Source organism: Lactobacillus sp. M0390, from assembly GCF_016102085.1.
In the GTDB taxonomy this organism is placed as follows: domain Bacteria; phylum Bacillota; class Bacilli; order Lactobacillales; family Lactobacillaceae; genus Lactobacillus; species Lactobacillus apis.
The window spans coordinates 1-21,154 of sequence record NZ_JACFPH010000006.1 but is presented as its reverse complement, the minus strand read 5'-3'; the positions used below and the strand labels follow the sequence as shown (position 1 = coordinate 21,154).

General features: G+C 35.8%; 18 protein-coding genes. 3 read left to right on the top strand and 15 right to left on the bottom strand.

The window, feature by feature from the left end:
- Nucleotides 1-58: 58 nt before the first annotated feature.
- The 7 genes from H3R25_RS08375 to H3R25_RS08345 form a co-directional block, all read right to left on the bottom strand.
- Nucleotides 59-787, bottom strand: coding sequence for an L-ribulose-5-phosphate 4-epimerase (locus tag H3R25_RS08375; RefSeq protein ID WP_198194998.1), 729 nt, complete (start codon nt 785-787; stop codon nt 59-61).
- A gap of 10 nt (nt 788-797) precedes the next feature.
- On the bottom strand, nt 798-1,679 hold the full coding sequence (locus H3R25_RS08370; RefSeq protein WP_198194996.1) for an L-ribulose-5-phosphate 3-epimerase: 882 nt from the start codon (nt 1,677-1,679) through the stop codon (nt 798-800).
- Nucleotides 1,669-3,210: an FGGY-family carbohydrate kinase gene (locus H3R25_RS08365; RefSeq protein ID WP_198194994.1), complete on the bottom strand. Its 1,542-nt coding sequence runs from the start codon at nt 3,208-3,210 to the stop codon at nt 1,669-1,671. Before H3R25_RS08365 ends, H3R25_RS08370 begins: the two co-directional genes overlap by 11 nt.
- Nucleotides 3,211-3,220: 10 nt before the next feature.
- Nucleotides 3,221-4,225, bottom strand: coding sequence for a hypothetical protein (locus tag H3R25_RS08360; RefSeq protein ID WP_198194992.1), 1,005 nt, complete (start codon nt 4,223-4,225; stop codon nt 3,221-3,223).
- Between the two features lie 120 nt (nt 4,226-4,345).
- Complete coding sequence (locus tag H3R25_RS08355) at nt 4,346-5,302, bottom strand: NAD(P)-dependent oxidoreductase (RefSeq protein WP_187158180.1); 957 nt, start codon at nt 5,300-5,302, stop codon at nt 4,346-4,348.
- Nucleotides 5,303-5,320: 18 nt separating this feature from the next.
- The gene (locus H3R25_RS08350) at nt 5,321-6,292 is read right to left on the bottom strand and encodes an amidohydrolase family protein (protein ID WP_122033937.1); all 972 of its coding nucleotides are present in this window, start codon (nt 6,290-6,292) and stop codon (nt 5,321-5,323) included.
- A gap of 22 nt (nt 6,293-6,314) precedes the next feature.
- Nucleotides 6,315-7,766, bottom strand: coding sequence for a PTS transporter subunit IIC (locus H3R25_RS08345; protein ID WP_198194990.1), 1,452 nt, complete (start codon nt 7,764-7,766; stop codon nt 6,315-6,317).
- Nucleotides 7,767-7,999: 233 nt separating this feature from the next.
- Here H3R25_RS08345 and H3R25_RS08340 point away from each other — a divergent pair, with 233 nt between their 5' ends.
- Nucleotides 8,000-9,004 (top strand): LacI family DNA-binding transcriptional regulator, encoded by a 1,005-nt coding sequence (locus H3R25_RS08340; RefSeq protein WP_122033933.1) that lies wholly within the window; start codon nt 8,000-8,002, stop codon nt 9,002-9,004.
- Nucleotides 9,005-9,279: 275 nt separating this feature from the next.
- On the opposite strand, the gene H3R25_RS08335 is transcribed toward H3R25_RS08340, so the two are convergent.
- Together H3R25_RS08335 and H3R25_RS08330 are read right to left on the bottom strand one after the other, a co-directional pair.
- The gene (locus tag H3R25_RS08335; protein WP_187158183.1) at nt 9,280-9,498 is read right to left on the bottom strand and encodes a hypothetical protein; all 219 of its coding nucleotides are present in this window, start codon (nt 9,496-9,498) and stop codon (nt 9,280-9,282) included.
- 130 nt (nt 9,499-9,628) lie between these two features.
- A complete protein-coding gene (locus tag H3R25_RS08330) occupies nt 9,629-11,575 on the bottom strand; it encodes a M13-type metalloendopeptidase (RefSeq protein WP_198194988.1) in 1,947 nt (648 codons plus the stop codon).
- A 250-nt stretch (nt 11,576-11,825) separates the two neighbouring features.
- Here H3R25_RS08330 and H3R25_RS08325 point away from each other — a divergent pair, with 250 nt between their 5' ends.
- On the top strand, nt 11,826-12,401 hold the full coding sequence (locus H3R25_RS08325) for a hypothetical protein (RefSeq protein ID WP_198194987.1): 576 nt from the start codon (nt 11,826-11,828) through the stop codon (nt 12,399-12,401).
- A 157-nt stretch (nt 12,402-12,558) separates the two neighbouring features.
- On the opposite strand, the gene H3R25_RS08320 is transcribed toward H3R25_RS08325, so the two are convergent.
- Nucleotides 12,559-13,416: a helix-turn-helix domain-containing protein gene (locus tag H3R25_RS08320; protein WP_046305745.1), complete on the bottom strand. Its 858-nt coding sequence runs from the start codon at nt 13,414-13,416 to the stop codon at nt 12,559-12,561.
- 125 nt (nt 13,417-13,541) lie between these two features.
- Between H3R25_RS08320 and H3R25_RS08315 the strand changes: the two genes are divergently transcribed.
- A complete protein-coding gene (locus H3R25_RS08315; protein ID WP_198194986.1) occupies nt 13,542-14,798 on the top strand; it encodes an MFS transporter in 1,257 nt (418 codons plus the stop codon).
- 515 nt (nt 14,799-15,313) lie between these two features.
- Here H3R25_RS08315 and H3R25_RS08310 read toward each other — a convergent pair.
- The 5 genes from H3R25_RS08310 to H3R25_RS08290 form a co-directional block, all read right to left on the bottom strand.
- Nucleotides 15,314-16,780 (bottom strand): DUF4874 domain-containing protein, encoded by a 1,467-nt coding sequence (locus tag H3R25_RS08310; RefSeq protein WP_198194984.1) that lies wholly within the window; start codon nt 16,778-16,780, stop codon nt 15,314-15,316.
- A 14-nt stretch (nt 16,781-16,794) separates the two neighbouring features.
- Nucleotides 16,795-18,222 carry a DUF4874 domain-containing protein gene (locus H3R25_RS08305; RefSeq protein WP_198194982.1) on the bottom strand — a complete coding sequence of 476 codons (1,428 nt, stop codon included), beginning with the start codon at nt 18,220-18,222 and terminating at the stop codon, nt 16,795-16,797.
- A gap of 14 nt (nt 18,223-18,236) precedes the next feature.
- Nucleotides 18,237-19,247, bottom strand: a complete 1,011-nt coding sequence (locus tag H3R25_RS08300) for a LacI family DNA-binding transcriptional regulator (protein WP_074426136.1) — start codon at nt 19,245-19,247, stop codon at nt 18,237-18,239.
- A 272-nt stretch (nt 19,248-19,519) separates the two neighbouring features.
- Nucleotides 19,520-20,353, bottom strand: a complete 834-nt coding sequence (locus tag H3R25_RS08295; RefSeq protein ID WP_074426137.1) for a PTS system mannose/fructose/sorbose family transporter subunit IID — start codon at nt 20,351-20,353, stop codon at nt 19,520-19,522.
- A partial coding sequence (locus H3R25_RS08290; protein ID WP_198194980.1) for a PTS sugar transporter subunit IIC occupies nt 20,343-21,154 on the bottom strand: 812 nt, incomplete at its 5' end. The genes H3R25_RS08290 and H3R25_RS08295, both read right to left, overlap by 11 nt.

The window sequence follows — 21,154 nt, the reverse complement described above, 5'->3', positions numbered from 1 at the left end:
GCAAATTAAAAGGAACTGTTTTAAATAAAAATAGTTCCTTTCTTTTTGTTGGTTTTATTTATTTTCTTTTGGCATGAGTTTGTGACTGTGCATTATCTTGACCATAATAAGCTTCTTCACCATGCTTACGGTAATAGTGCTTATCTAATAAGTATTGGGGCAAATGACTATTAGCACGTGTTAACTGCAACGTATGATAATCTTCTTCTGCTGCCACTTCCAATACCTTTGCATTATAAACTGCCTTAGCTGGTGTTTCGCCCCATGTAAATGGTCCGTGTTGACTAACTAATGCTGCTGGTGTTGCCTCATAATCCAAATGCCGTTCTTTGAAAGTCCGTACGATTGTTTTTCCAGTATTACCCTCATAGTCTTGTTCTATTTCTTCCTGAGTTAAAGCATCAGCTGCTGGTACATCAGTATAAAAAGTATCTGCATGAGTCGTGTTCAAAGCTGGAATGTCCATTTGAGCCGCAGCAAATGCCACTGCCCAAGGTGAATGCGTATGAACAATTCCACCAATTTTAGCAAAATGGTTATATAGGTATGTATGTGTCGGAGTATCTGAAGAAGGATTCTTGTCACCTTCAACTACTTCCCCTTTTAAGTTCACCACTACCATATCTTCTGGTTTTAGAGTTTCATATGGTACTCCGGACGGCTTAATTACATATAATCCACTCGCTCGATCAATCCCCGAAACATTGCCCCACGTAAAAGTCACTAAATCTAATTGAGGTAATTGAATGTTAGCTTCATAAACTTCCTCTTTCAGTTGTTCAAGCATCTTAATCTCCTTATTTAACTTCTTCTTGCTCAATTCCAACTTCAGCAAAAATTTGATCAAAGAACTCTTTGGCAGCCTTCACTTCAGCCACTGCATTCTCATCGCCATTATCGCCAGACCACATTTCAATTGTGAAGCTGCCGCTATAACCTAATCGACTAAGCAACCGTAGCAGACCAGTGAAATCAACACAGCCTTCATCAAAAGGTACATTTTTAAATTGACCTGCAAAAGTTGGCGTGACTGCCTTACTATCTTTCAAGTGAATCGCGCAAATTGTATCAAGATAAGTTTCAATTTCAGCCGGAACATCATTTTCAGGCCAAGCACTTAAATTACCCAGATCTGGATATGCTTGAAGCCAAGGGCTTTTCACCTGATCATGATAGTGCGCAATTTTAGCTAAATTATTAATGAAAGGATCATCCATGGTTTCAATGGACAACATAATATTCTTTTTAGCTGCCATCTGAACACATTTCGTTAGGTTCTCCACGTAATATTCACGCGAAGTCATCGTTTTTTCTTCATAGAAAACGTCATAACCGGCCATTTGAATATTATGGATTCCTAAATCAACACATAAATCAATTGCCTTTTCCATCATGACAAGTGCTTGCTTTCTTACAGCTGGATCAGCGGAACCTAGTGGAAAGCGGCGGTGACCAGATAACATTAAGTTATTAATACGGGTATTAGTGTCCCACATCAAATCACGGATTTGCTTGCGCTGTTCACGCGTCCAATCAAGCCGAGCTAATCGCTCATCGCTTTCATCAACTGAAAATTCTAAGAAATTAAAGCCTAGCTCATGGGTTAGTTCAAAGGTTTCACGCCAGGACAAATCCTGCGGTAGTGCCTTTTCATAAATACCTAAAGAATTAATTGTCATTATTAGAACTTAGCTCCTTTTGTAAACTGTTTAGCTCATCCCAATTACCGTTTAAAGACTGTAATAATGAGCTATAAACTTGATATTTTTGGTCATAAACTTTTATAGCCTTTTCCTGTGGTTCATATCGTTTAACCACTTTAGTCATGTTCTTTACTGCTTCAGTCAGATCAGCATATTCTCCTATTCCGACAGCGCAGGCAATTGCTCCGCCTAAACCGCCTAATTCAGAGTTAGCTGTAATTTCAATTGGTATGTTTAAAACATCCGCAAACATTTGAATCCATTGTTCAGAATTGCATGCTCCACCTGACATACGAATAGCTTTGGGTTTATGTCCCAGAACCTTTAAAAGTTGCTCAATGTGTTGACGATGGGCAAAGCAAATTCCTTCATATACGGCTCTAATCATTTCAGATTTGGTTGTGGAACTTTGTAGACCAATGAAAGCACCTTCTGCATTTGGATCCGAGTTGCTCCCATACAAAAACGGAAAGAATACTAATTTTGCATAACTCTCATCTGTGCTATCCAGCATCATTTCTAAGTAATCATAAATTGACTTATTATTTTGCTGTGCATTTTGAATTTCGTCAGCCAGCAACATTTTAAGCATAATGTCTAAATTACCAGCAGAAGTTGGACTTGAAGCCTCAATTAGATTAGCTCCAGTTGGGAAAATTGAGTTCATTAGTCCAGATTCTATTGGAGCCAATTGCTCACTTGGGAAAATATTCATGTTCCATGTGCCAGCAATCATGCTGAAAAGATCATCGCTTAAAACACCCGTAGCTAATGCACAAGCATCAATATCAAACATTCCACCATAAACAGGTGTACCGCTGACTAAACCTGTGATTTTAGCAGCTTCATTTGTGATTTCACCGGCTAGATCAGTAGCATGAATTAGTGGTGGTAACTTAGTAGCAATTTCAGGAATACCAAAGAAGTCGTATAAACGTTGATCATATTCACCGGTATTTAAATTAATTAAGTTATTCCCCGATGCATCGCCTAATTCTTGATAGATTTTTCCTGTCAAAAGATATCTGATAAAGTCTTTATTAGACAAAACATAGTTAATTTGCTGGTACTTTTCTGGCTGATTTTCTTTTAACCAGCGCAAAATAACTGGTGACTGGCTGGCCATAATTTGTTGATGACTAATAGGATAGATTTGCTCGACATGCTCACTTAATTCTGCGGCAATGTCCTTGGCTCTACTGTCAGTAGATAAAATTCCATTCATAAAAATTTTACCTGCAGCATCTAATGCATATAGCCCTTTGCCATGACCAACCACTGAAACGGCACTAATCTTATCAGCTGTTATTTTTGTCTTTTTTAAGGTCGCTTGAATTACTTGACCAATATCTGTCAATAAAGTAGTCAATTTAATTTCTTGAAAGTTTGGCTTGGAGGATAATCTCTTAGTTGCAAACGATGACATCCCTAATTGATGACCTTGCACATCAGTTAGGATTACTTTCGTATTGGTTCCCCCATTATCAATGGTTAAAAAATATTTCATTTATGCTCCCTTATTCATCATCAATTTGATAAATTGCCACTTCATTAGCTTCACGATTTGCCGATAACAAGTACTGTTGCTCATTTTTTTCATAGACTGTGACATTACTTGGGCCAAGATGATCACCAATAAGAGTTGCGGACAATTGAGTATCTCTAATCAGTTCTAATCCCTGTTTACCTGCTCGCCAACCAAACAGAAAGCAATTGTGATTTTTAATTTTTCCACCCCAAATTGCATGACCAAAAGGAGTAGCCTCTGAACTAACTGATATGGTCTTAAAGTTTGTGTCATATACTCTTAAGTGAGAGCCGTGAAAGCCTTCAATTGCCAAATACTCCAGCTGCCCATCATTATTGATGTCGGTAGCTGCAATATCTGAAGTTTCATTTTGCGCTAATTGTGTTAGTTTCCAGTCCTCTTGTTCAGTTGGATAATCTAAGCGGAAAATACCTTCAGCTCCCGTAATTAAAGAATAGCCCTCCATACGGTGGTAACCATGATTTTTAGTAATCCTAATTGGTAAGGCTCTCAAGTCTTGAATTTGGTTTTGTTTATCTTGATATACACCTACCCAGACTTTTCCGGGATCCGACCAATCATCGGTATACTTTTTTGAATTTGCAATGGAACAGCCTATATACCAGTACTCGCCATTATTAGTTTTAGGAATAATGTCAAAACGATGAATATATGGATACTCACCCACCACGCTTTGATCCCATCCATGTCCATTAAAGGTTTCTTTAACTATGCGACAATGCAAAGAATTGAATCCTGGATAAAATCTTTGTGTGGCAAGAAAGTTTAATGTGCCTGGAATTGATACTAAAGTCATGGTCCCACCAATGTCGTTCCACACCATAATTCGTTCAAAATCATTATCCAGATCATAGGCATAACACGGTTGGTTTTCCTCTGAAGCCACAACAATAAAGTCACGCTCAAGTGCCTGCAATCGCATAATTGCATAGCAATGATCCAAATGATCGCTAAAAATTTTGCTAAATTTCATCTTTGTACCTCAGTGATAATTTTTAAAAAAAAGCAACCTCTTTTAGACTCTGTGCCCTTAAGAGATTGCCTTTAAATTAATCTAACAGCTAAACACAATAGTTAAAAAGTTAGAGTAGTTTTATTTATTAACTTGGTTCAAAGGTTTATTATCACGTAAGTATGAGATTAAGTTCTTAGAAGCTTCTTCAGCAATTGCAGTTCTTGCCTCTAATGTTCCAGTTCCTGCATGAGGTGACAACACAACGTTGTCTAAATCACGTAAAGCTTGTGGAATATCTGGTTCAGTCTCATAAACATCTAGTCCTGCTCCAGCAATATCTTTATTTTTCAGTGCTGAGATTAGGTCATCTTGCTTAATCAATTGTCCACGAGCAGCATTGATAATATAAGCTGTGTTCTTCATTTGTTTAAATGTCTTAGCATTAAAAATGCCATTTGTTGAAGGAAGTGCTGGTGCATGTAATGTGATAACATCTGATGTTTCAACTAAAGTGTCAAAATCAACGTATTCTACATCTAATTTTTCTTCCAATTCAGGGTCTAAGCGATATGCATCGTTATAAATCACTTTCATCCCAAACACTTGAGCAAATTTAGCTACTTCTGAGCCAATACGTCCCATGCCGTAAACGCCAAGTGTTTTTCCTTGCAAGCTCATTCCCATATATTCTGGTTCTGAAACATCAATCCATTCACCTGAACGAACTACCTTATCGTAGAAGTGTAAGTGACGCACAGTTGCCAATAATAATGTGAAGGTCATTTCAGCAGTTGGAACACGTACCCCTTGTGGGCAGTTTGCAACAACAATTCCTTTTTGCTTTGCATATTCAATGTCGATATGATCAAAGCCTACACCGTTTGCAGTAATAATCTTTAAATTAGTACCTGCATCGATTAATTCACGATCACCCTTCAAGCCCATGATTAGCAGACCTTCATATTCAGGTAAATGCTCTAGAACCCATTCTCTGGTCTCTTTTTCTGGCTCGTAGGTTACATCAAAATTCTTTCTTAATTCAGTTAACCCAGCTTCTGGAATAATACCGGTTACTAAAACTTTTATTTTACTCATTTTTGACTCCTTTACTTTTTACTTATTTTTTAACACTGGATCTTCACTATCACGCATTGCTTGCACATTTTGTGGTTTGAAGTAAATCCGATTTGCATTGTTATACATAACATCTTCAAGTTCTGACTCAGTAAAGATGTCCGTTTCTTCTAGCCAAGTAGCTAAATTGTGGTACGAATTAAATGTTGATGACCATGGTGAATCAGTGCCCCAAAAGATACGCTTAGCACCGAGAACCTTTTTAGCTAATGCAACATCCTTTTGGCAACGTGGAAATGGGAAAGTCGTTTCCTTTTCAATATCTTGAATTGCTGAAATTTCAGTAGTGATATTTTCGTATGGTTCCCACTGCTCCAAAGCGTTTTCCAAACGATTTAAGTGGTCTGCGTTAGGGAATGATAAATGGCAAACAACAAAGTCTAATTTAGGATAACGACGAGCCAAGTTAACAATTGCTTCAGGTTCGTAGCTGAATTGAGTGTAATCACCGTAGTCAACTGTGATGACGAAGCCTGGATAGTCAGCAAAGAAATGGAAAAGCTTACCTAATTCTGGTGAAGTATCTAAACGGAATGGATGATGATATCCGTGTAAACCTCCACCTTGGCTAATTTCTAATTTAATTGCTCTAAAGCCTAAGTCTTCTACGTGACGTCTAACAATTTCCATCGCGTCATCAGCAAATGGGTCAACAGAAAAAGCTGCAATAAATTTATCAGGATATTTCTTTGCTGCTTGATAAGAGTAATAGTTCTGGAAGCCATATAAACTGCCTTGAAGCAAAACTGCTTTTTCAACTTCATTATCTTCCATAACCTTTAGAGCTGATTCTGCAGTGAAATCGTGATCGCCCCAGCCTTCAGGTATTAGATTAAGAAACATTCCGTTGTCCCAAATCGCTTGGCCATTACCCAAAGGCGTCATTCGACCCTTACCCGATAGACCTGCAACTGAACGTACCAAATGTAAATGTCCGTCAATTTTTTTCATTGTAATTATCTCCTCTACTAAATTAATAGGTTATCTTTTCATCACTGCCAGAATACCCAACGTTTTTATCTGCCATCTTGTTTAGATAATTCCAAATTTGTGGCCGGTATCGACGAAGTCCGAACAGAAGTGCCAAATAAACTACGATTACCAATCCAATATATAATGGGTTTTGCGAAACAAATGCTGCAAAAACTAATGCATTTAATGGTCTAGCCATTAAGTTAAAACTAGTAATTAAAACAATGCCAGCAGGTAGGGCAACGCCGTAGTGTGATACTGCTCCAGTATAAAAACTACCTAGCCAACTAGAAGCATATAAGCCTAAACTAAACCAAACAATTCCGTTAGCAATTACTTTTAAAATATTACCACGAGTTAATGCAACGATGGATTCAACCATAAATGGTAAAGAAATCAAATCGACAATTGGTAGTGCCTTGTTTCCTGGAAGAATAAAAGCAATTAAAACCATAATTGGAATTAGAATGACACCAGAAATGATAGTTGCAGGTTCACCGTAGCCAACTCCGTCATCAACACCTAGGAACCAGCGTTTCTTATTAGTGACTTCATTGGTTGCTTTAGTTCCTTCTTTATCCTTATGTGCATTTTTGTCAATTTCATCTGCTAACGGCGTGAAAGCTTTTGAAAAGACATTTGTAACTAAAGGAAAGATAGTCATAACAGCTGATAGTTGTACTGCTACCGAAAGAATTTGACCCCAAGCTTGTAAAGTACCCAATCTTGTCAAATTACCCAAAATTCCAATTATTAAACCCAAAAGTGCTCCTAGCGTTGTAGGTTCACCAAAAACACCTAGTTTATTTTTAAAGTATTCAGGTGTCATTTTTACTTTGTTAAACCCTAGCAAATTCCATAATGGATCTAATATGATTGCTGGGATAACTTGCTCAATATTATGCAAAGATGCTACAGATGCATTCTTTACACCATAATAATCAGACCAGCGATCAGCTTGAATTTCAGCTAAAGCCAAAGCGTAGAGTAACATGAAGAATGATAATCCTAATGAAAGCCAGAAATTATGTGTAACGTAGTAACAAACTGTTCCCCAAATCATAAAACCGAAATTATTCCATAAATTTGAAGCCATAAAAATTTTTGTTACACCGAAAGCAAATAATAAGATCTCAGCAATTAAGCCGAAAACAAAGAAACTTAGACCTACAGTTGAACCAAATGATGCTAAAGAACCAGCTTGCCATCCTATATCAACGATAGGCAATTTAATCCCGGTAATATTGACCATTTGTTTAATTATTTTTGTAATAGTTGGGGTGAAGGCTTGAATGATCCAACCAAAACCGGTCAAACCTACACCTGCATAAAAAGCACTCATCATCGCTGTCTTGGGCTTAACCCTTAAGCACAGCGCTACAATAAAAATCATAATTGGCACTACTACACTAGCACCAAAAACTTGAAAAACACGATTAACAGTTTCTAACACAACCTCATCCTCCTATATGAAGTAAATTACTGAACTAACCGCAAATTAGCTTTTAATTTTGTTAAGCATGAGGTGAATCAAGTGTATTAGAGGATATACCTAAGCTACTTGTCGGCTAACATTGATCAATACTGATCAATGTTAATCGGTTAACAAAATTATAGTAAAATTCCCTTTTTCTAATAAAAAATACGATATACTAAATATATATATAAATTATTGGGGAAATAACTATGGGAAAACTAACAATTAGAGACATTGCTACTATGGCCAATGTATCAACAGCCACCGTTTCAAATTTTCTTAACGGCAACTACGATCACATGTCTTTAGAAACACGTAAGAATTTAAGTCAAATAATTAACGACACTAATTTTCGTCCTAATTCTACTGCTCGAAATTTAGCAAAAAATGAAAACAAAACCATTGGTGTTTCTATTGCCGACATCACCAATCCCTTTACTTCACAGGTACTATCAGGAATTTTTGAACAATGTGATAATTATCATTATCGTGTATTGTTTACCAATGCTGATAACAGTGAACAAAAAGAAATTGATAATATTACGCGGTTACAAAATGAAGGTGTTGCGGGAATTATTGTTGACCCTGTTAATCCAGATAGTCCAATCTATGAATCCCTATCAAACCAGAATACTGTTATGGTCGACCGCGAATCTAATAACCTAATCATTGATACAGTCGCTACTGATAATATGACTTCCGTACAAGGAATGGTTGGTGAAATGCAAAAACAGGGTTACGATAATCTCTATTTTGTCACCTGGCCATTCCAAAACATCAGTACAAGAACTCAGCGCTATGAAGGGTTCATTAAAGCTACAAAATATTCGACGCTCAATCATTTAATTGCTGTACCTCATCACGGTAAAGATATTGAATATCGACAATTTACTGAAAATATCAATACAATTATGCAACAAAATACTGACACTAAAATTGGCTTTTTCTGTATGAATGCTCGCGTACTTTTGCGTTTACTTCAGGCAATGCAGCAATTGCATTACTCTTATCCAAAAGATTATGGTGTTGCAACTTATGAAGAATTTGACTGGATGCAAGTAATGACTCCGCCAATTAGCTGTATTCATCAAGATTCTTATTCTATTGGCAAGGTTGCAATGCATATCCTTAGACAAAAGCTTGAACATAAACAGTTGCATCATCCCAGCTTAAAACTAATACCTACCCAACAAATCTTACGGGATAGTTTTTAATCAGCTCCTCCATCAAAAGTAATAATCAAATAATTAAGAATTTAGTTAACCGGTTAACTAAACCTTACAAAACATATTGTATGCGCTTCCCAAACAAAGTCAAGCTTTTTTTGAATGCCTTTTCAGTGAAATGGCTGATTATAGCACCCCAGTCCAGCTAATTTTTTAGTATCTCGAGAACACAAAAAGGACTAATTACCTACAAAAACAGTTGGAATTAGTCCTTTAATTTATTGTTTTTTCTTAGTGTACATTCTGTTTTTAGAAAAGTACTACTACTCTTTATTACTTGTGAGTTTTAAAATCACGCTAACTGCCGTTACTGCAGCGGCAGCAATAATCAACCAGCCCAGAGCATTTTGTGGCCTATTATGTGTAATAACCGGTCCCAAATTCCACAATTGATTTTTAGCAATGGCAACTGCGAAAATACCAATGACAACAAGCCACAAGACAACTGCTAGTATAGTAATTGCTACTCTAATATTTTTCATTACTTTTCCTCCCTATTTTATATTTACTAATATAGAGTTCTAAACTTATGTCTGTTTTAGCACAAAATCAGGGACTACGTTCACTTAAAAGCAATTAGTTTATAGAGCTTGTAGCTGCTCTCAAGTGTAATTACCAGACTTGTACCCGCTTATCCGGATCAAGCCACATACCGTCTCCTTCTTTAACATTGAAAGCTTGATAAAACTCATCTTGACATTGGGCCTGCACATTTGCTCGAGCCTGGGAAAGAGCATGAACATCAGAAGCGGCGATTAATTGCCAAAATTCAGGCTTAGCGTTTGTTGCCCAAATTCGCGCATAGTTTTCAAACAAGGTTTTAGCGTCTCCACCTTCTTGCTTATTAGCCGCAACGGCCACTGTTAGACCACCCTGATCACCAATATTTTCTGAAACTGTTAATTTACCATTGATTTTGCTTGTACCAACTTCAACGCCATCAAACAGCTTAATTTCAGCTTTGATTCTTTTATTAAATTCAGCCTGGTCTTCGTCAGTCCACCAGTTTTTCATATTACCCAACTCATCAAACTGCGAGCCGTTGTTGTCAAACGCATGCGAAATTTCATGTCCTACAACTGTACCAAAACCACCATAATTAGCTGCACGATCCTGATGTAGGTCATAAAAAGGCTTTTGGAGTAAAAGTGCTGGGAAAGTAATGTCATTACTTGGCGGATTATAGCAAGCATTTGGTTCTACCGCCGACATCATCCAAAGTGATTGATCAACCGGTCTGTTGACATCCGCAAAGTTATCCTTAAGTTTAATTTGACTATTTGCTTTAACATTACTATATAAACTGCCGCCTTCTGTAGTTGGCGTTACTTTGAACTCGTCATAAAATCTTTGAACATGCTCTGGATAACCGATTTTTAAGACTAAAGTGTCTAGCTTCTTTAGCGCCTTTTTCTTAGTTGTATCTGACAGCCAAGAATTCTTTTTTAAATGATCTTGGTAAACCGCAATCATATTTTTAACGATTTTAGTAGCATCGGCTTTGGCTTCAGCACCTAAGTATTTTTCGCCATAGTATTGGCCAATGACATCACCAAATAATCTGACCGTCTCATCATAAGAAAAGCGCTCATCTTCATCTAAAGAATCTACTCCGTACATTGCTTTTCTTAGTGGTAATCTTGCTTTTCGAAATTCATGTGACAAATACCGTGCCGCTTGATTAATAAAATACCCGATTAGCCAGCCTTTTAATTCAGCAAAATGTTCTTCATTAAACAATTCATCAAATTTATCTAAATAGCCTGGTTCAGTAACATTAACTTTCTTAGCGGCTTCAAGTCCGGTTTCTTTCAGCAAAGCAGCTAAATGAATATTTTTACTATGGTTTTCAAATTCTGTCACACTCACTGGATGATATATGTTTTCAATCTCAGAATTATATTCTGCTGATTGATAGACCTGGGCCAAACGCTGATCCAGCGTAACTGCTCCTGCGGCGTATTGCTCAGCTTTATCCTGCTGAACACCACTCATTACCAGCAAATTAACGGTTTGCTTTTGCCAAACATCAAGCAAGTTAGCGGTTTTTTCATTACCATAATAACTGGTATCGGACAAAATCAAATTTTGCCGGTAAAAAGTGACAATATTTAGTTGTGCATCCTTAAAATCTGGTTCCACTTCAAATTTAAATGGCAAGTTGTCGGCTAGCAACAAATTCGCCAAGTTCTTATTGATATCTGCTAAATTGTCGAGTCCGGTTAAAAAGGTCAAGTCTTCCTTAATTGGCGCGGCACCGTCAGCGGCTCTTTTTTCTTCATCCTCAGCTACACGGTAAAATTCAACTGCTTTGTTAAAGTTCTTAACTTGAGGAACTGGTTTTTTACCAGCAACAAAAGCAGAAAAATCTTTTAAAAGGTGTTTACGCGTTTGCTGTTCTGCTATGTCAAAACCATCAATCCACGGCTGACTTGCAGGAACAGGATTCTCCTGCAACCATTTTGAATTTACCGCCAAGTAAAGGTTATCTTGCTCACGGATATTTACATCAGGTTTAGTAGAATCACCAAAACCACCACGAATATTAAATTTAATCATTTGCTTTTCTCCTATAATTTAATCTTTTTCTTATACAGATAATACCTTCAAGGGGTGAGACAAGTTAAAAAGTGTCACATTCGACTTTTTTATTTTTTCGTATGGTATTTTTTAAAAATATTGATCATTATGTGTGCAAATGAATCTGCTAAATAGATAACTTAGCAATTTTATTGTTATTACTTTATTCATATTATTATATAGTGGTATATAATATAGGTTAGTAGTAAAAGTGGGGAGGAAAAATAAAATGGAATTAAAGAAAAAAATTATCACAGTGTTAACATTAATCAGTGTAGTTGTTGGCGTCGGAAGTGTATGTAACACAACGAATACCGTTCAAGCAAAAGAAGTCCCTACTGTTTTTCCTAAAAACATGCGCGGAACTTGGTACCAGTATTATACTAACGGGTTTGAAAAAGATCTTAGTAAAGTAAAAATAACTAAAACAACGTATACTTTAAATGAATTTCAACCTAACGTAATACATAAATATATACCTCACGATAAACCAGATTTTGAAAGAGCTAATTGGATATTCATCCCCGGCTATCAGAAACAAAAAGGTATTACTTGGTTAAATGTAAAGCAATGGAATGAACCTGCTGAAATCGGCATACCAGATACTGGTGATGATGGCGAAGACGGTGGCTGGGGTGAAAACGGCGGTGAATTTTTCAACTGTTCTAAACTTAAGGGTCACCAAGTATTATCAATTGCAAACACAATTGATGGAACGAGCATACATAATACCTCCCACTGGTATCGCTCAGCTAAACTTGCTAAAAAGTTAACCAAGCATCACTACAAAGGATTTTTATATTAATAAGCTTTGCTAAAAATAGAATTTAGACTAAAAGCCCGAAAGTTTTTTAGCTTTCGAGCTTTTTTACATTCTGAGTTCTATTAAACTTTATAGTTTACCGATTTAACCGAAGACACTAAAAAGCGTATTTGAATTCTAAATATCAAATACACCTTTTTTAATTTCTTCCATATTTATCAAAAAAACCTTTCACATCTTTACTATACTCCGGCATGCCCAACGAACTAATGTGATCAATTGCCCTTCGAGCCTTATTTAAATACTCATCCTTTCTTTCATAGTGATAATTCACTATATTTTTAAGTATAAAAATGCAGTTTTTATAAAAAAACAAGTTCGGCTTAGTACTAATTTGATCAGCTACTTGAATAAAAAATTCTGTTTCTTTATATCTATTTTCCTCAATACACATAAATAAAATGTTAATCACTATTGCTAATATTGTTTCTTGAACATTCGAATTCCCCGAATAGCGAAATTGTGTAATTACTCGCCGACTTATTAACAAATTGTTATCAAGATCATAAAGTGTCATAAAGTTACAATATAGAGCCAATTTACTTTCGTCAAAATCAGAAATATTAAAAATCTTTTCTTTCAACTCAATTTGATCTTTTTCATCAAGATTTTCTACGTTATGATTACCAACTAAGGCTATAACTGCATTTATAAATAACAACTGATCTTCTTTATCAGCTATTTCGCTATTTGCAATAACATTTTTAATATCCTTAAGCTGATCCTTATCATTATGATAAAACGCTTCATTCATTGCCTCGCCAATATCTCTGTTTTCGTCATATCTTACTTTATCTTCTTGACTAAGCTTGCCAAAAAATTCCCACAATTTAATGTTATTAGCACGCAATAATGCAATCAAATCCTCAGCTGTAATTCTATGCTGATCTTTTTCAACTTTTGAATAATATGATGTACTAATCGTATTACCAGCCCATTCTTTTTGTGTTTTCGAGCTCTCAATTCGATATTGCTTTAGCAATTGTCCTATTGTCATTAGTGCCCCTCCTTAATTTCATTCGAATTTGGCGTTTAACATTCAAATGTGACATTTTTGATAATCCTTATTATATCCAAGTTATAACTTAATATATATAAAATTTGATTTAGGAGTTATAAATTATGGACATTTTTATAAAGAATAAGGATTATAGAAAATTTACAATCGCCAGTTTTTTATCTGGTGCAGGCAATATTTTGTTTTACTTAGCACTTATTACTTATGCAAGTAAATTAAGAAATTACGCCTTGGCTATTTCATTGATTTCAATTTCAGAATCAGTACCTCAAATTTTTCAAGTTCTTAGTGGATATTTAGCTGACCGTACAAAAAACAAATTCAAGTTAATGGTTTGGTTAGCAGTTATACGCTTTGGACTCTATCTAATCGTCGGCTTACTTTTCGCTAGTGGTTTTGCTGGCTGGAACCTAGTTTTAGCTGTTATTGGCATTAACTTAGTGTCAGATATTGCCGGTTCATACTCTGGTGGCCTTCAAATGCCTCTAATTGTTAACATTGTTGGAAATGATGAAGTTGCTGAAGCTGAAGGATTTGTTAGTGGAATCAACGGTATTATCAATATGATTGCACAATTCATTGGCTCTGGTTTATTACTTTTCATGTCTTATTCAAGCCTAGCAATCTTCAATGCCTTAACATTTCTAGCAGCAGGTGTCCTTTTTGCCAGCGTCGGTCGCAATTATTACAAGACTCGTCCTCAAGAAGAAGCTACTTCAGTTAATGAAGAGGGCTTCTTTAAAACAATTGCTTTATCATTCAAACAAGTAAAAAAAGCAAAGGGATTATTGTCGGTCGTTCTAGTAATTGCCTTACTAAATGGAGTCTTAGGAACAATTGAGCCTTTAATTTCAATCGTAATCGCTGGTAATAAGTCTTCTATGGTCATTGGAACTTACAGTTTCACGATTGCTCTAATAGGAGGTGTAATGACTGCTGGTATGGCACTTGGTAGTATTGTAGGCACAAAATTATTCAAGAAAATGTCATTATTCACTATCGCAATTATTTCAACAGTTCTAAGTATCGCAGTTATTGGTACAATGCTTATTAAAAATATTTTTATTTGCCTACCTATCATGGCAAGCCTTGCAGTATTTATTGGTACAGCTAGCCCTAAATTAACGCAGTGGCTTGTTGAAGCTGTTGATAAAAATATTTTGTCATCAACTATGGGAATGCTTAACACTATTTTAGTTGTGACTGTACCAGTTGTAACAACTATTTTTACTACAATTACTGCTTCGCTCGGTATTACTATCGCATTAACACTATTATGTGTAACTTGTTTAATTGTTTTGGTAACAATAGTAAAGGTAGTTTATTCTACTAATAAAAAAGAAGCTGCTAATGCGGCATAACTAGAAATAACTTCATTTTACAATTTACCCATTATTATTTATTCTTAAAAAACAAAAATAGCCACAAAATTGAGAATATAAACTAAATAAATTTGTGGATCACCTAAAACTTCCCGATTTTGCAAACTAAAAATACAGCCTTCCTGGGAGTTTAAATTGTCATAAGTTTCTTTCTTGTTTGCGCAATATACTGCTGTCAAAATAACTAATATTAATCTCAAGAAAATCATAGTATGATCGCCACTAGCGGTAGTTATCCCCCCCTAAATTTTGAGCTTCAACAACTAGCACAAAGGGAATCATGAATAGAACCAAGTGCCCATTAACAAAATGCTTTTCTTTGCTTTGCGTGTAATAGTAAAATTTGCTTTAAAACAAGCTCGACACAATGCATCAATGCTAATTGGGATCAAAAAAAATAAGTAAATTTTGTCTTTAATTTTTATCGTAAATAAAAAACCGATAAATTATCGTTTTGAAATGTAATTTATTGGTTTTTGTCTTTTTATAACTATTTATTTAAGTGTCAGCAAATAATTATATCCCTTAGCAAAAGCTATATTGTTTGCCAAGCGGTTTCCTGTATTACTATAGCCAGTAAACTTGAAAGCTAAATATTTTGCTTTTTTGACCAGCGCTTTGTCTACTTGCCATTCAATTGGCAAAACTTGAAGCGATTGCAAATGTGCAACATCTGTTATTTCTTTAGTAGCCACTGCCTTTTTAGATGCATTCAGTAATACCAATTCTGCTTTATTAATTAAAACAGGAGCAGCCAGGCCATAATTAGTTAAATTAACTTGATAGTCAATACTCTTCTCATCTGCTTGATAGCTAATATCTTTAACTGCTAATCGGTAACCCAGATAATCCCTAATATATTCATACCAAGAACGGCTTATTTCATTATCATTAGTGTCTTTAAACCATGATTTTTGATACGGTAATTTATATTGCTCTAAAAGAGTTGGTGTTACTAATTGCCGTTTCCAAGAACTCAAAGAATAGTCCTTGCCATCTTCTTTGTAATTATGAGCTATACTCAATGAAGTAAAATGATCAACTGCAAGGCGGTGAGCAATCAGTGGTGCAGAAATTAACTGACCGTTATTGTCTGATGCATTGGCAGAACCCCAAATCATTTCACCGTCAACCGGTACAGTCTGAGATTGTTCTGCCATCGCCTTCCATTCAGCAGAATTAGGATCTGCACCTGCGGTATTCCACTCGTGAGGGCGACCAATCAAGTAATCATCATGAAATCCAACTCTTTGCCAGTCAGAACTCTGCGGATCAATATTCCGCGACTTGATGTTGTAATATCTGACTTGGATAAATAAGTCTTTAGGGGTATTAGCTAATAATGCCTGCAGAATTGCTTTTTCATTCATGCGACTGCGTGCTCCGCTATCCCATTCCCCCCAAGCTCCAATAAATCCAGCTTGTAAATTAGCTATTTGATCGCGATGCTGAGCAATCCAAGGAGCTAGCTGCTTAATATGTGCAACCACTTGCTCAGTTGTAGGTTCCTGAGATTTGGGATGAGCATCATCCCAAATATATGCAAAACGTAATACAGCCTGTAAATGGTTTTGCTTTAACTTTTTGAAATATTGATTCATATTATTAAAGGCAGTTTTATCTAGTGGCTTATTTTTATAATCAGTCAGATAAAAATATACTTGTGCAAGTCGCGGATTATCATCAGCAAATGTAGCTGTCGCATTTTTCATTTGCGCTATTCCTGTTTTATCCGCATTGCTCCATAGTCCCATGCCGGTTTTAACATTTAAATTTAACTCTAACCGAAAGCCGCGATCGGTATTGTTTGCCATTTCTTGATTTTGCTGCTCGGTTAAGGGCTTTTCATCATATCCAGTAACGGCTACAGCCTTTACTGAAGATAAACTTTGCTGGCTTTGTAAAAGAAACAGTCCTAAAAATACAGCTATTAAAGTTGATTTTTTAAATACTTTTTTCATGATGATCCCCTCAGTCATAATTTAAACCAGTTGATGCCATCTGCCCACTGACACTCATTAGCCAGACGTGCCGTACTACCATTAGTGGCAAGTAATTTAACGCCGACTTTGTCAGGCTGTTCAGATTTAGTCAATGGAATAACTGTAGTTACTTCTCGGTTAGTTTGTAAAGCACTTTTTTCCACGAAAGCTTTACCAATAATATTCTGTTGTTGATCTGCAGCAAATAACTCTATTTTCTGCAAAGCCAGAGGAGCGGCAAAACCGGTATTCTTCAGTGTGAGATAAATGGCAGCATTTAAAGTGGAGTTATAACTTATTTGTTTAACTTCTAAACGGTAGCCTAAATAATCACGTAAATATTCAAAATAATTACGTTCAATTGTCTGATTCTTTTGGTTCAAAAACCATGATTTTTGATAAGGCCAGTTCTTTTTATCTAGTAAATCTGGCGTAACAGGGACATGTTTCCAATATTCAAATGAGCCCATTTGAGGAAATTTTAGACCCTCGGGTTTGCCAGTTCTTTTTAATTCATTTTCTAAAGTCACATTATAATATGAATTAGTTTTTATCTCATGGTAATTATGCGCAATACTTAAGGTAGTAAAATGATTTTCAACCATTCTTTGTGTGGTCAATTCAGGATCTACGTATTTTGTTTTTAAATACATAGGATTGGCAAATAGCCAGATACTTTCGCCATCAACAATTGTTTTTTTTGAATCTCTTATTAATTGTTGATACTCATTTGAATCATAATTTTTACCCGCTGTGTTCCACTCATGTCCAATGCCAATTAAAAAGTCATCATGAAAACCAATTCGTTGTTCATTCTCTTTTTCAGCAGCACCTATATTGCGATTTTTTATATTTAAGTAACGTACCTGTACAGTTAGATCCTGAGGAGAATTTAACAGCAAACTATGCAGAATTGCTGATTCATCAGTTGTTTCTCGAGCATGGGCAGACCATTCTCCCCAAGGTCCAATAATGCCTGCCTGCAAAGCATGAATTTGCTGGCGATGTTCCTGGAGCCAGCCAGATAATTGCTCCAAATGTTGCTGTATTCTCTGCAAACTAGGAGCCTGTCTATAAGGTCTTTTATCTTCAGAAATATAAGCAAAACGAAGTAATGCTTTTAAATTTAATTTAGCCAGCTCCTCAAAAAATGCATTCATATGGTCAAAAGCTTGTGCATCTAAAGGGGCATGCTGGTAACCTGTTAAGTAAAAATAGACTTGTACTATTTGTGGCTGATCATCTGTATACAGTGATGCTTCTCTTTTTAATACGGAAATAGCATCTTCCTCCGCATATTCATATATGCTTTTACCCGTTTTTACATCCAAATAAACTTCAAAGCGAAAACCACGATCAGGATTTGTGAGTAAAATCTTCGTTTGATCTCCACTTAACTGCTCAGGATAATAATTTTCCATTTTTTCCTCCCAAACTAATTACCAGTACTTTCTCGCAAAATTAGTTCAACTTCCAGTAGCGTAGTAGCAGCACGCGACTTATTCTCTAATATATCTTCTCTAATTAAATGGACAGCAGTTGTACCTAAGTCCTTTTCCGGAACTGAAACTGATGATAATCTTGGAATATAATATTTGGACATTTGAATATTATCGAATCCAATAATATGGTAATCTTCAGGAGCACGAAAGCCTTTTGTGTACAATTCTCTCATTATTCCGATTGCTATTTGGTCATTTCCAGCCAAAATTCCCTTAGGAAAAATAGGTAATTGGACAATTTGTTTGCCAGCTTGAACCCCATCTTCAATACTCCAACCAGAAGTACTGATTGAGCATTCATCCTGATCATGCAGCTTCATCCACTCTCGGTAACAATTTAAACGAACTTCACCTTTTGCCTGAGTTTTTTCTCCTTGCAAGTTAGTCATATAACGCGGACCGCCAACATATACGATATTAGTTTGAGCAAACTTTTCAAGCTGTGCTAAAGCTTCTTTTACCCCAGCAGTTAAATTAGCATTAACTAGTTTTACTGAATTACTTTTATATCTTGCCTCAATAATTACAATATTAGAGTTCAATTTTTTTAATTCAGTAATGGCTGATTCGGATAAACTACCAATAACAATTACGCCGTCCCAATAATATAATCGGTCCCAAAATGAACTGTCCAAAGATTTATTCAAATAGTAGATCGAACTTAACGTCATTTTCTCTTTTTTTAGTTCTTCAATAATCCCCTGCTTTATTTGCTGATAATATGTATATTCTGCTACTTGGTCTAAATTCATAGTTGTCAGCACGCCAATGACGGGACTCTTTTTACTTTTATTTTTTGTATGATAATTCAACTTTTTAGTAGCTGCCAAAACTTTTATACGCGTTTGATCAGTTACACTTAGGGAAGTGTCATTATTTAAGATTCGTGAAACTGTACCAGCCGAAACACCTGCCAATTGAGCTACCTGTCTGATATTAGCCATTTTATTTTATCTTCTCATCTTTCATATTTGGTTATTATACAGGTGCTATTAAAATTTGTTTTAAAAATATAAACTTTAGAACCTGATAATCTAAACATAATCTGCTATTACAGCATTTTTTGCAATTATGCTATCAAATATTCTTTTGTAAATCAAAGAAAATACGGTTGTATCATTATTGTCAATCCATCCGCGTTTTCTCAATTTACCTGCTTATTTTTGCAACAGGCTTTTTTCAGCAGATAATCTGACTATATTTAAATTTCTATGTTTTATGCAACAATTTTTAAATTGAATAAAATAATAGCCAATACTAAAACAAACCAAGTTGCTCTAGTAGAGTTCATATGTTTACGATCTAGCAGCCAATAAATAAAGGCAACTAGTAAAACTGGCAACAATGATGGCATTATCTGATTAAAAATATCCTGCAACTTCATTGAAACTTTTCCAGCTCTAAAGATTAACGGGATTTTTAAAGTAATAACAGTTGGAATCAAAGCTCCTACAACCGTCACTCCTAGCAGGGTTGCTGAGTCAGTCAATGCGTTAAGCTTAGAACTCATTGAAGTAACTAGGTTGACCCCTTGTTTATAGGCAAATGGCATCCAAGTATAAGACCAAATGTAGATAATACCTAATGCAACCATCCATAAAATAGCACCAAACGGGTTACCTTTAAGAGCCATATATGATGCAATCGCACCAAAAATAGTGGATTGAACGGTACCTAATAAGGTGTCACCTACAGCAGCAAATGGTCCCATAAGGCCAGTTTTAACACCTCTTATACCATCAACTGAATCAATACCCTCTTTTTCTTCTAGGGCAATGTCGACACCTTGGATAATGGAGCCCATATGCGGACTGGTATTAAAGTACTCGGACTGCACACGCATCATTTTCTTCATATCTTCAGGCTTATCACCATATAACTTACGTAAAATTGGCATTTGTGAACCAACATAGCCTGGAGCCATCATAGTTTCGTAGTTCCAGCTTAGTGCAGAGGTAAAAATCCAGCGTAAATTAGCGCTACGAATATCTTTTTTAGTTAACTTATGACTCTGCGTTGTCGGAGTTTTTTCTGTAGTATTATTCTTCATCACCTGTAATTACTCCTTTATCATCAACACTCATTTCAGCAGCTTTTTCTGTATTTAACCCATTACCGCTACCAGACTGGTTTTTATCATGAATAATAGAATTATAATGATTAATGGCAAAGCCGACTCCGACAAGTGCAACACCAAGCATCGGTATGTTTAAATAAGCAGCGGCTACAAAGCCAAAAATCATATATGCACCAAATTTTTTAATAGGCAAATAATGCATTAAGATAGCAATACCAACTGCTGGTAACATGCTTCCGGCAGATTTTAATCCACCCATTAACCACTGTGGCATATAGTTCAGTACATTTTTGACAAATGCTTCACCAAAAATCAACACTAACAGTACAGGAACTGATCTTGAAAGCCCCCACGGAATAGCGCCATAAAGACTATTTCGTACAACAGCTTTATCATCGTTACGATCGATTGCCTTATCTATTCTGTGTGCAAAGTAGGTATTAGTAAAACGAGCCAAAATATCAAGTTGCACCATCAATAGACCAACTGGAATAGCAACACCAATACCATAGTTAATGCCTTTTCCTGAAATATGCGCAATTGCAGTACCTATGATTGCTCCAGTGGCATAATCAGGAATCGAAGCACCACCAAAAGTACCGACACCTAATATCATTAACTGCAATGTTGCTCCTACGGCCAAACCTAATTTCACATCACCAACAATTAGTCCTGCAATTAATCCAGCATTAACTGGGTTACCAAAACCAATACCAACTGTGATAATTTCATTGATTTGGAAGAAAGCAAACAAAGACAGCAAAATTATTTGAA

What these genes read in the sequence shown, in the direction of transcription:
- H3R25_RS08375 (WP_198194998.1), bottom strand. Translation starts at nt 787, where the DNA reads ATGCTTGAACAACTGAAAGAGGAAGTTTATGAAGCTAACATTCAATTA.
- H3R25_RS08370 (WP_198194996.1), bottom strand. Translation starts at nt 1,679, where the DNA reads ATGACAATTAATTCTTTAGGTATTTATGAAAAGGCACTACCGCAGGAT.
- H3R25_RS08365 (WP_198194994.1), bottom strand. Translation starts at nt 3,210, where the DNA reads ATGAAATATTTTTTAACCATTGATAATGGGGGAACCAATACGAAAGTA.
- H3R25_RS08360 (WP_198194992.1), bottom strand. Translation starts at nt 4,225, where the DNA reads ATGAAATTTAGCAAAATTTTTAGCGATCATTTGGATCATTGCTATGCA.
- H3R25_RS08355 (WP_187158180.1), bottom strand. Translation starts at nt 5,302, where the DNA reads ATGAGTAAAATAAAAGTTTTAGTAACCGGTATTATTCCAGAAGCTGGG.
- H3R25_RS08350 (WP_122033937.1), bottom strand. Translation starts at nt 6,292, where the DNA reads ATGAAAAAAATTGACGGACATTTACATTTGGTACGTTCAGTTGCAGGT.
- H3R25_RS08340 (WP_122033933.1), top strand. Translation starts at nt 8,000, where the DNA reads ATGGGAAAACTAACAATTAGAGACATTGCTACTATGGCCAATGTATCA.
- H3R25_RS08335 (WP_187158183.1), bottom strand. Translation starts at nt 9,498, where the DNA reads ATGAAAAATATTAGAGTAGCAATTACTATACTAGCAGTTGTCTTGTGG.
- H3R25_RS08330 (WP_198194988.1), bottom strand. Translation starts at nt 11,575, where the DNA reads ATGATTAAATTTAATATTCGTGGTGGTTTTGGTGATTCTACTAAACCT.
- H3R25_RS08325 (WP_198194987.1), top strand. Translation starts at nt 11,826, where the DNA reads ATGGAATTAAAGAAAAAAATTATCACAGTGTTAACATTAATCAGTGTA.
- H3R25_RS08320 (WP_046305745.1), bottom strand. Translation starts at nt 13,416, where the DNA reads ATGACAATAGGACAATTGCTAAAGCAATATCGAATTGAGAGCTCGAAA.
- H3R25_RS08315 (WP_198194986.1), top strand. Translation starts at nt 13,542, where the DNA reads ATGGACATTTTTATAAAGAATAAGGATTATAGAAAATTTACAATCGCC.
- H3R25_RS08310 (WP_198194984.1), bottom strand. Translation starts at nt 16,780, where the DNA reads ATGAAAAAAGTATTTAAAAAATCAACTTTAATAGCTGTATTTTTAGGA.
- H3R25_RS08305 (WP_198194982.1), bottom strand. Translation starts at nt 18,222, where the DNA reads ATGGAAAATTATTATCCTGAGCAGTTAAGTGGAGATCAAACGAAGATT.
- H3R25_RS08300 (WP_074426136.1), bottom strand. Translation starts at nt 19,247, where the DNA reads ATGGCTAATATCAGACAGGTAGCTCAATTGGCAGGTGTTTCGGCTGGT.
- H3R25_RS08295 (WP_074426137.1), bottom strand. Translation starts at nt 20,353, where the DNA reads ATGAAGAATAATACTACAGAAAAAACTCCGACAACGCAGAGTCATAAG.